Genomic DNA, 6,347 nt, shown 5'->3' with positions numbered 1-6,347 from the left:
GCCGCTTTCTGGAAGAAGTAGAATCCAATCACAAACATTACTGAAATCATTGCCACGCCATAGTTTATATGTCCTGTAAGCTGTGAAATGAGCCCTACAAGAGTTGTACCCATGAAGGATGCCCCCTTACCACAGATATCAAATAAACCAAAGTATTCACCTGATTTCTGAGGTGGAATAATTTTCGCAAAATAAGAACGAGATAGTGCCTGGATAGCTCCCTGGAACATACCTACAAAAATAGCTAAGATCCAGAATTCCCATTGTTTATCTAACTGAATCGCAAATAAGGCAATACCAGTATAGGCAATAATACATACTTTAATAAGTTTATCTGTAGGGTATTTTTTAGATAAATATCCAAAAATCAGCGCAAATGGGAAAGCAACAATCTGAGTCACTAATAAGGCAATTAATAATCCATTTGTATTAAGCCCAAGGGCACTGCCATAGGCAGTGGCCATTTCAATGATTGTATAAACACCATCGATATAGAAGAAGAAAGAAATCAAATAGAAGAATACTTTCTTATCTTCATTTAAAGTAGAAAGAGTATGTCCTAAACGTTTAAAACTATCACGAATAGGATGTTCTTGTTTCTCTACGAAATTTACCTGTTTATAGTTCTTTAAGAGTGGTAATGTCATGCCCAACCACCATAATGCATTGATTAAGAAGGCGATTGTCATAGCACCGTTAAATGGAATACCCATCTTTTCATAGAATAAGACAAACACTAAGCTGACTACAAAAGGTATACAGCTTCCAATATAACCCCATGCATATCCTTGAGATGAAACATAGTCCATACGCTTGTCATCTGTAATATCTAGAAGCATAGAATCATAGAAAATCAGACTTGCATTATAACCAATCTTCGCAATAACGAATACACCTAAGAATATAATCCAAGACTTAGGAACTGAAAAACAGGCTAAGCCCATTACACCTATAATCATACTAATAGTAAAGATTGGTTTCTTATACCCCTTTGTATCCACAATAGAACCAAGCACTGGTCCAATAATAGCAACAATAAGAGTTGTGAAAGAAGATGCATAACCCCAATAAGCTAAATAGTTGACTTCACTGATCTTTGCGAGAGACGCAAGGTAGTTAAAGTAAATCGGGATGATAGTAGCAACAAGTAGGACAAAGGCGCTATTACCGACATCATACAAGATCCAGTATTTTTCTAGTTTAGTTAGTTTATTCATAGTTTCTATTAAACCTTTCATTTAAGTAATCATCATCAAGATGGTCAACATACTCATTAATGAGTGATACGGCTAAAGGCACTGCTTCATCCTTCATTTCTATTAAATGATTGATATCATTGGCAGCATGTTCATCTTTTTCATAGTTAATAAGTAATCCTTTATATTCTTCATACATACCACCTAACTTCATTACACTTAAGACAAAGTTTCTCTTCAATTTAGTAGGAGCAACAAGCCATTTTAAGATAAATAGTAGATCATGTAATGCTTTATCTACTTCTTCAGCCTTTAGATCAAAGAATGGTGCAATGACCAACGCAATTGTGTAATCAGGATGAATATGTGTTGTTAAATTGGCAGTCAAAGGATCTCTTCCAACTCTTACAAGTAATTCTCTATCTAATTCAGATTCTAGTAAGCTGTGGGTCATAGATAATGTATTCTCTAATACACCTATTTCAGGATGTAAAGAACTATCCAGTGTAAAGTGAGTAATAAATCCAATTGCATAAGCGAGTGTTGCATCTGTTGCATCCTGTTTAATAAGCTCTTTTGCATGTTTAAAGAAAGAGTTGGCAGGAAGCTGATGCATTCCAAAGCCTAATGATTTAACTGGATTCTTTTTATAGACATCATAATAAAAAAGAATATCTGGACCATGAATCCCAATATGATACAAATCAATGTAGGGCATGATCCTTTTCTTGATGTTTTCATCAAGTTGATCTAAAACCTGTTCACCAAAAATATAATGTGTATAACCTGCTGGCATAAAAAGACCTCCTGAAATTTATTATAAGCAAGCATTTCTAAACATAAAGCAAAAAAAGATTACGTTTGTGTTAAGATTGTGTATCTTTATTATACATTAAACCCCTAATTTTGGAAAAAATTTCAAACATTTCAAAAAAATAAATATAGAATTTATGCAAATGACAATAACTGTTAGGAAATAGAGTATGTTAAAAATTTAATTTTATGCTATAATGTGTTATACAGACAAAATGAAAGGGGTTACTTTATGGAAAAGACACTCGAATATGCAGGAATTAAAAACTATACAGGAAAAGCACATTATAATTTATGTCCTGCTAAATTAGTAGAATATGCTTTAAAGCGTAAAGAAGGATTATTAACTGACCAGGGTGCATTAGTTGTAAAAACAGGAAAATATACTGGTCGTTCACCACATGATAAATTTATTGTAGATACACCAGAGGTACATGAACAGATTGCCTGGGGTGATGTCAATGTAGCCATGAGTGTAGAACACTACAATGCATTAAAAGAAAAAGTACTTGAATATATGAGTGACAAGGAATTATTCGTCTTTAAAGGCTTTGCAGGAGCTGATAAGAAATATCGTCGTAAATTCACTGTCATCAATGAACTTGCATGTCAGAACCTATTTATCCATCAATTATTGATTAGGCCTACAAAAGAAGAATTAGATAATTTTGGTTTGACAGATTATACAATTCTCGTTGCGCCAGGATTCCATTGCGTTTCTGAAGTAGATCATACTAACTCGGAAGCAGCTATTATTATTAACTTTACAGAACGTACAGTTATTATTGTAGGTTCACAATATTCAGGAGAAATCAAGAAATCAGTTTTCACAATCATGAACTATTGCATGCCTTTGCAGGAAAATATTCTCCCTATGCATTGCTCAGCTAATATGGATCCAGATACTGGAGAAACAGCTATCTTCTTTGGTTTATCTGGTACAGGTAAAACAACACTTTCTACAGACCCCAATAGAATGTTGATTGGGGATGATGAACATGGATGGAGTGAAGAAGGTATCTTCAACTTTGAAGGTGGATGTTATGCAAAGACAATTAACTTATCTCCTACAGGAGAACCTGATATCTATCGTGCTATCCGTTTTGGTTCAGAACTAGAAAACGTAGTTGTAGATGCAAAGACTAGACAGCCAGATTATGATGATGGTACTCTTACAGAGAATACACGTGTCGGTTATCCTATTGAATATATTCAAAATGCTCAGATTCCAGGAGTAGGTGGAGTACCTAAAGTCGTTATTTTCTTAACTGCAGATGCCTTTGGTGTATTACCACCAATCTCTAGACTTGATCATGATGCGGCTATGTATCAATTCGTTACTGGATTTACATCTAAAGTTGCAGGTACAGAAAGAGGCATCAGTGAACCACAGCCTACTTTCTCTACGTTATTTGGAGAACCATTCATGCCTTTAGATCCAGGTATCTATGCACAGTTACTTGGTTCACGTCTAGAAGCCTATGGTACTAAGGTTTATTTAGTGAACACTGGATGGAATGGTGGACCTTATGGTATTGGTTCACGTATGAAGCTATCATATACACGTGCTATGGTCACTGCAGCAGTCAATGGATCATTAGATAATGTCATCTATTATTATGATTCACGCTTTAATCTTCATGTCCCTCAATCATGTCCTGGAGTCCCAGAATATGTATTAAACCCTAAGGATACATGGGCTAATAAGGAAGCTTATGAAGATATGGCCAATGAACTTGCTATGATGTTTGAAGCAAACTTCAATACTAAGTATCCACATATGCCAGAAAATATTAGAAAAGCAGGACCACATCCTAAGAAATAAAAGCCACTTCATGTGGCTTTTTTGGAGGTTTTATGAGAGAAATAGGTAAGAGTAAAATAGAATATCCAGATACTTATATTGTGGTAGACATAGAAGCAACAGGGTTAAATCCTGAAACGGAAAGACTTATCGAAGTCGCAGCTATTAAGTATGTCAATCATCAAGAAGTGGCACGCTTTAGTGAACTCATTAACCCATTAAGAGATCAATTACCTGTAGACTTACTAGATAAGGATAAGACTATCTATATAAGTGATTTTATTGAGAATCTCACAGGCATTTCTAATCGTATGTTACATGATGCAAGAGGAGAAAAAGATGTCCTTAGAGAGTATATTAAGTTCATTGGGAATGATGTGATCATTGGTCATAATGTCCGCTTTGATATTCGTTTCATCTATGATGCACTTCTAAGAGATTATGGAGTCCTCTTTCAAAATGATTATATCGATACATTGAAGATTGCAAGAAAACTATTACATGAAGATTTGAAACGCTATAGACTCAAGGATCTTGCAGATCATTATCATATTGATTATTCTCATGCACATCGTGCAGTGAATGATTGTGAAATTACGCATGATGTATATGAAATGATGATGGAAGATATCTTTGATCACTTTGGGACAATAGAGAATTATCGTAAGAAAAGAAAGAATAAAAAATAATTAGTAGATGATTCAAATAGATTGATTGTGTGTATAATTATGATTTAATATCGATATGAAAGAGGTGATGAATATGATTATTAAACCATCAGCTATGTTAAGAAATGATTATTCTTCTATTTCTAAGTTGGCTAAAACGTCAAAAGAACCTATTTATATTACAAAAAACGGTGAAGGTGACGGAGTATTTATGAGTTTAGAGGCATTTGAAAGAAGAGAACAATTGTTAGATTTGCGCTTCAGTGTGTTAGAAGCTGAAGAAGAAAGATTAAGCGGAAAGCCTACAATGAGCATTTCAGAAGCAAGGGAGGCTCTTGCTAGAAGAAGATATGGAAAATTGTAAAATTGAGATTCTTCCTCGTGCCTGGGAGGATCTGACTTAAATAGAAGATTTCTATTATTTAGAATATGGTATTGAAAGTGCTCAAAAAGTGTCAGGCTCAATTTTAGAGTCTATTGAAACTCTAGAAGAATTTCCCAATATAGATGTATTTACACCAGATGAACGATTAAATCAATTGTGTTATAGAATGTTTGTCATTAATCAGAAATATGTTGCGATTATTAAATATCTGGATAAAAAAATATATATTTATCGAATTATTAACACAAAAAGGGATTACGACAAGTTATTTTTGTAACGTACTATCGATATATATATTTGATGAAGTATCAAAGAGTCATGGTAATATATATGACTCTTCTTTTGGATAAATATTCCAAAAACTACGCGAAAGCCCGCTCCTTTAGGTTTGGATTGATAATATACAATATAAATAACAGAATAATCAAAAAATAATTTTTAAGCGCCTATTAATAGGCGTTCTAGAAGATGAATCTAACGCATGGAGTTTCTAGCTGTTGTATAATCTTATTAGAAAGCTGATAGAGGTTATAAACAGATGCTAAACAAAGTGCTAATGCTTTAGAAATCTTCTCTTTAGCAGTTCACTTATAGGTATTCTAATAACATTAATGACTTTATTAAATCCTTCAAACACATGAAATAGCTTTATGTTATTTTGTGTGATTTTTGCGATTGTTACTAGTATTACCAGATCAAACGTGTAGATAAGACCACTCTCATATATTGTCGAATTGTTTGTTGAAATTAAGTCTAGCAGATCACAGAAAACAATATTAATAGAATAATATACATTTTGAAAGTGAAGTGAATATTATGGCGAACTTTGTTGTTGAATTTCCATTAAAGATAGAAAAATATCAAGAGGATATTTTGAATAAGCGTTTTGAAATTGGAAGACAGATTTATAATTCATTAGTCAACGTAACTCAGAAGCGTTATAAAGAAATGATCAAGACAAAGAAATATAGAGACCTTATGTCTTCTCTGACTGGCAATAAGAAGACAGATAAAGATATCTGGAAACAAATTAATGATATTCGCAAGCAGTATGATATGTCAGAGTATTCATTTTATAAGGATGTCAAGATGATGCAGAAGCATTTTAAAGATAATATTGATTCACTTACTGCTCAAAAGATTGCGACTGCATTATGGAAATCTTATGAAAAATTCCTCTATGGCAATGGTAAAAAAGTCTATTATAAGAAATATGGTACATTAGATAGTCTTGAAGGAAAATCAAATGGTTCTGGTATCCGTTTCAAAGATGATATGATATTCTGGAATGGTCTAGAAATTCCAGTTATTATTGATTACAGTAATTATTATGAATATCAAGCTATGCAATGCAAAATCTGTTATAACAGAATCGTTAGAAAATTTATAAGGAATAAGTATAAATACTATGTTCAGATTGTTTTCAAAGGAAATCCACCAGTAAAAGTAGATAATGAAACAGGTGAAATAAAGCATTGTAT

General features: G+C 33.1%; 5 protein-coding genes and 1 pseudogene. 4 read left to right on the top strand and 2 right to left on the bottom strand.

Going from position 1 to position 6,347, the window contains the following annotated elements:
- Together B2S90_RS02975 and B2S90_RS02970 are read right to left on the bottom strand one after the other, a co-directional pair.
- On the bottom strand, window positions 1-1,238 hold a 1,238-nt coding region (locus tag B2S90_RS02975), incomplete at its 3' end, for an MFS transporter (protein WP_286696520.1).
- Window positions 1,210-1,992, bottom strand: coding sequence for a zinc dependent phospholipase C family protein (locus B2S90_RS02970; protein WP_055289180.1), 783 nt, complete (start codon window positions 1,990-1,992; stop codon window positions 1,210-1,212). The genes B2S90_RS02970 and B2S90_RS02975, both read right to left, overlap by 29 nt.
- A gap of 249 nt (window positions 1,993-2,241) precedes the next feature.
- On the opposite strand from B2S90_RS02970, the gene pckA reads away from it, so the two are divergent.
- From pckA to B2S90_RS02950, 4 genes and pseudogenes are all read left to right on the top strand, one after another.
- Window positions 2,242-3,834, top strand: coding sequence for a phosphoenolpyruvate carboxykinase (ATP) (gene pckA, locus B2S90_RS02965; protein ID WP_055235153.1), 1,593 nt, complete (start codon window positions 2,242-2,244; stop codon window positions 3,832-3,834).
- A 32-nt stretch (window positions 3,835-3,866) separates the two neighbouring features.
- On the top strand, window positions 3,867-4,502 hold the full coding sequence (locus B2S90_RS02960) for a 3'-5' exonuclease (protein ID WP_278861586.1): 636 nt from the start codon (window positions 3,867-3,869) through the stop codon (window positions 4,500-4,502).
- 73 nt (window positions 4,503-4,575) lie between these two features.
- The gene (locus B2S90_RS02955) at window positions 4,576-4,845 is read left to right on the top strand and encodes a type II toxin-antitoxin system Phd/YefM family antitoxin (protein WP_278861588.1); all 270 of its coding nucleotides are present in this window, start codon (window positions 4,576-4,578) and stop codon (window positions 4,843-4,845) included.
- 837 nt (window positions 4,846-5,682) lie between these two features.
- Window positions 5,683-6,347, top strand: a pseudogene (locus tag B2S90_RS02950) (RNA-guided endonuclease TnpB family protein); the annotation flags it as partial.

This window comes from Catenibacterium sp. UBA627 (assembly GCF_002299355.1).
In the GTDB taxonomy this organism is placed as follows: Bacteria; Bacillota_I; Bacilli_A; order Erysipelotrichales; family Coprobacillaceae; genus Catenibacterium; species Catenibacterium mitsuoka.
Note: the sequence above shows the minus strand (reverse complement) of the source record. Positions and strands in the feature narration are given on the sequence as shown.

Bases quoted from the DNA above. Each gene is read 5' to 3' on its own strand.
- B2S90_RS02960 (WP_278861586.1), top strand. From the start codon at position 3,867: ATGAGAGAAATAGGTAAGAGTAAAATAGAATATCCAGATACTTATATT.
- pckA (WP_055235153.1), top strand. From the start codon at position 2,242: ATGGAAAAGACACTCGAATATGCAGGAATTAAAAACTATACAGGAAAA.
- B2S90_RS02970 (WP_055289180.1), bottom strand. From the start codon at position 1,992: ATGCCAGCAGGTTATACACATTATATTTTTGGTGAACAGGTTTTAGAT.
- B2S90_RS02955 (WP_278861588.1), top strand. From the start codon at position 4,576: ATGATTATTAAACCATCAGCTATGTTAAGAAATGATTATTCTTCTATT.